Source organism: Mycoplasma sp. 4463 (assembly GCF_048381515.1).
Classification (GTDB): Bacteria; Bacillota_I; Bacilli_A; order Mycoplasmatales; family Metamycoplasmataceae; genus Mycoplasmopsis.
Genome location: NZ_JBLWID010000037.1, coordinates 1 through 3,796, shown reverse-complemented (window position 1 = coordinate 3,796; position 3,796 = coordinate 1). Strand labels below are relative to the sequence as shown.

The following is a 3,796-nucleotide window of genomic DNA, read 5'->3' as shown; positions in this document are numbered from 1 at the left end:
ATTATATAAGGGGGTTTAGTATAGTGGTAGTGCTGCAGTCTCCAAAACTGAAAGTAAGGGTTCGATTCCTTTAACCCTTGCCAATTTCAAATAAATTTTCTGGTGTTTTCGAAGTACCAGATTTTTTTATTTTTGATATTTATTTTAACAGAAGAATTTCAGAATATTTTTTAGCCACTTTGTCTAATTATTTGTAAAACTAATATCTAATTTAATTTAAATTATTAAATTTTGCAATTAAATTTAAAAATTGCTAATTTGTCAAAATAAGCAATAAGAAAAACGTATATAATTTATTATAGTATAGTAAATATAGTTTGTAGTAAAAGAAAGGATAACACATAACAAAATGAGAGAGAGAGAGAGAGAGACAACCTAAATTTCGTTCTGAAATTTATACAATAAGTAAATTAAAAGACCTAAAAGGAAAAGGTCTATTGATTGTAAACCCTGACTACCAAAGAAATTTTGTTTATAATCCAGAAAAAACATCAAAATTAATAGAATCTGCTCTTATGGGTATACCTCTTCCTAGCATATATTTATGCGAAGAAGAAGATGGCCGTTTATCAGTAATTGATGGTCAACAAAGATTAAAAACTCTTATTGACTTTACAGAAAATAAGTTTTCTTTAAATAAAAAAATTAATTCAGAAGATTGAAAAAATAAAAAATATACAGAACTGAATTTAGAAGATCAAAAAACCATTGATGAAACTAATCTATATGCATATACCTTGATAAAAGGACAAGATAAGCTGAAATTTGATATTTTTGAGAGATTAAATAAAGGTGCAGTTAATCTAAATGAGCAAGAATTAAGAAATTGTGTTTATCACGGTCAATATAATAAAATGATAAATGAATTGTCTAAAGAAGATGTAGTGCAAAAATTATTTAAATTCAAAAATACTCGCATGAAATATCAAGAATTTATCTTGCGTTTCCTGGCTCTAAGCGACTCCAAAGAATACAATGGTTATATGAAGCAATTTTTAAATGAGCATATGGATCATCATATTGATGCAATAAAGAATATAGAAAACAAAACGAAAAAAGATAAAAATAAATTTTTAAACATATCTAAATTAGTTCTTGAAGCGCTAGGAGAATATGCTTTTTGTAAGATTGGTTCAATAGGTGAAATTAAACGTAATAGTTTTAATATTGGATATTATGAATCAATTATGATCGCATTTAGTAATTTTGATGAACAAAGTATAAGAGATAATTATGATGAAATTTCTAAAGAAATTGATTCATTAAAACGCGAGAACAAAACGTACAAATCCACTATGAAAAGTTCAACTACTTCAAAAGATAATGTTATGAAGAGAATTGGTTTAGTAACTAAATCATTGAAAAAAATTGTTGGAGAAAATAAAAACAAGATACAACCTAGATCTTTTCCATCAGATTGAAAACCAAAATTAGCTAAAGATCAGGATTATAAATGTGGTATTTGTAGGCAAGAAATGCGCAACATTGACATTGCTGAAATAGACCATATCATACCATATTCCAAAGGTGGAGAAACAACAAGAGAAAATGCTCAATTGGTACATGAAAAATGTAATCGATCAAAAAGCAATAAATAAAAGAGTTGCAGAAAGACTTTATGGTAATTAAATTAGGACAAGAAAAGTAGACAGAAAATAAAAAACTGTCTACTTTTCTATTAATTTTTAAAAGTATCATAATTTTTAAATGCTATTTCAAATAATGCCTTTGATATTTCTGTTGAAATATCATTCAACTCATCTAAAACAGTATCTTTTGGTCTTTTTACATTGCCCATTTCCTTAACAACTTTTGGTAAAGTAACTATTAATTGATCACATAACTTCTTAAAAGCAAACTTGTCTTCTGTGATAAATTCATAAAACTTATCAATAGACATATGTCTAATTCTTTTAGTAATATTTGGATCTTCAATTTGTTTCTTAGTGATTGTAAATTCTTTATTTGTTGTTTTTAATGCAATAACTTCAACCAGTGCACATTGTACATTTTCATCATTTGATGTCTTAATTGTCTCTAACATTTTTGAATAAATTTTATCTCTTGATGAACTATTCATTGTATTATGTTTATTTTTCATTTCAACATATAAAGTTAATCCATCTTTTTTAACAATAATATCTCAACCATGATCTGGAACAACACAATTTTCTATATATTTAAAAATGTTTTGATGAAAATAACCGATTGCATTGTTATTGTGCTTATCTCTTTGTCTTTCAATCTCTTGATCGATCAATGATGTAAAACTCTTATTTAAAATTTCTTTATCAAAAAGCAGTTTTATTGGATCGATCACATTGCTATTAAATTTCTTTAAATCAATTGCTTCAGTACCTTTTACGTAGCTATCAACGGTTTCTTTGATGTGATTTGTAAAATCACTTTCACTAATAAAACTTAAATTATATTTGTAGCTCATATTAGTCATCTCTTTTCATATTTTTTAAAGCTTTGACCATTTGCTTTCCAACACTTTTAGCTAAGTTTACTGGGACTGCATTTCCAATTTGCTTATATTGATTTGCAACTGAACCTTTAAAAGTTCACGCATCTGGAAATGATTGAATTCTTGCAGATTCTCTAATTGTAAATGGTCTGTTTTCGAACGGATGGCACCTGTCTGTTTGCTTCATTTGAGGAGTTGTTAAGATAGTTAATGATGGTTCATCAAGGCTTAATCTTCTTAAAATACCAGTTCTTCCTCCATATGAATCTCAACTGGATTTCATATATTCCTTCGCCACTTCCTCAGGTATATCTCTTCAATATCCACCTGCTGGAACAAGTGAGAAAATAGCTTCTTTTTCCTTAGAATATTTAGCGCCCTCACTAGCAGGAACATCTAATAAAATATCTCTTAAAACAGGTTTAGGATAGTGTTTATTTGGGAAGTGAAAATTAATTTTGTCAACTAAATCATTACGAATTCCGATTAAAATTAATCTTTCTCTTTTCTGAGCCACATTATAATCTCAAGCATTTAGAACTTGATATTCCAATTTGTAACCTTCGTTTGTGAAAATATTATAAATGACTTCAAAAGTCTTACCATTATCGTGTGAAAGTAAACCTTTAACATTTTCAAATAGGAACATTTTTGGCTTAAGCTTATTAAGGAATAAGGCGTAGTTGTAGAATAAAGTTCCTCTTGTATCCTCTAAACCCAACCTTTTACCAGCATAACTAAAACTTTGGCAAGGAGCTCCACCTGATAAAACATCTAGTTCGCCTTCTTTTAGATTAAATAACTTGCATAAATCCTCTTGTGAAATTTTTGTTATGTCTTCTTGGATAACATTTCATTCAGGTCTGTTAGTTTTCAATGTGACACAAGCTCATTTATCAACTTCAATTAAGCCTATGTGTTGAATACCAGCTTCTTCTAGACCTAAAGCTAATCCACCGGCTCCTGCAAATAATTCAATACCTTTTATTTTTTCTCTTTTTTTCATTATTTCAACTCTCCAAATATATATTTTAATTATATTTTAAATTGGTTATTCTTGCATAAAAAATAGCAGTTAAAAACGAATTCAAAAAATAAAATGAAAAGTCTACTCTTTTAATCTTGAAACGTTAAAATTTAATTATTATGAGGAATTAAAACTCTTAAAAAATGGATTTTATAATTTTGAATATTTAAAAAATTCAGATAAAAAAGTCTATGATATTAAATAAACATAAAGACTGTGGTGTAAACTGGGACACAAAATATGGACAACGTCGTATTTTGTGTTTTTTATATTAAGGAGTGATTATGAAACAACTAAAA

3 protein-coding genes and 1 tRNA gene are annotated in these 3,796 nt (G+C 27.4%); 2 read left to right on the top strand and 2 right to left on the bottom strand.

The features are described 5' to 3' along the window. The first annotated feature begins 9 nt into the window (after positions 1 to 9). Positions 10 to 83: transfer RNA gene (locus ACNF36_RS02930), tRNA-Trp, on the top strand. A gap of 354 nt (positions 84 to 437) precedes the next feature. Then, positions 438 to 1,598 carry an HNH endonuclease family protein gene (locus tag ACNF36_RS02925; RefSeq protein WP_418303668.1) on the top strand — a complete coding sequence of 387 codons (1,161 nt, stop codon included), beginning with the start codon at positions 438 to 440 and terminating at the stop codon, positions 1,596 to 1,598. An 80-nt stretch (positions 1,599 to 1,678) separates the two neighbouring features. Here ACNF36_RS02925 and ACNF36_RS02920 read toward each other — a convergent pair whose 3' ends face one another. Further along, positions 1,679 to 2,443 carry an Eco47II family restriction endonuclease gene (locus ACNF36_RS02920; RefSeq protein ID WP_418303667.1) on the bottom strand — a complete coding sequence of 255 codons (765 nt, stop codon included), beginning with the start codon at positions 2,441 to 2,443 and terminating at the stop codon, positions 1,679 to 1,681. Position 2,444: 1 nt separating this feature from the next. Then, positions 2,445 to 3,476 (bottom strand): DNA cytosine methyltransferase, encoded by a 1,032-nt coding sequence (locus ACNF36_RS02915; protein WP_418303666.1) that lies wholly within the window; start codon positions 3,474 to 3,476, stop codon positions 2,445 to 2,447. Between the last annotated feature and the right edge of the window lie 320 nt (positions 3,477 to 3,796).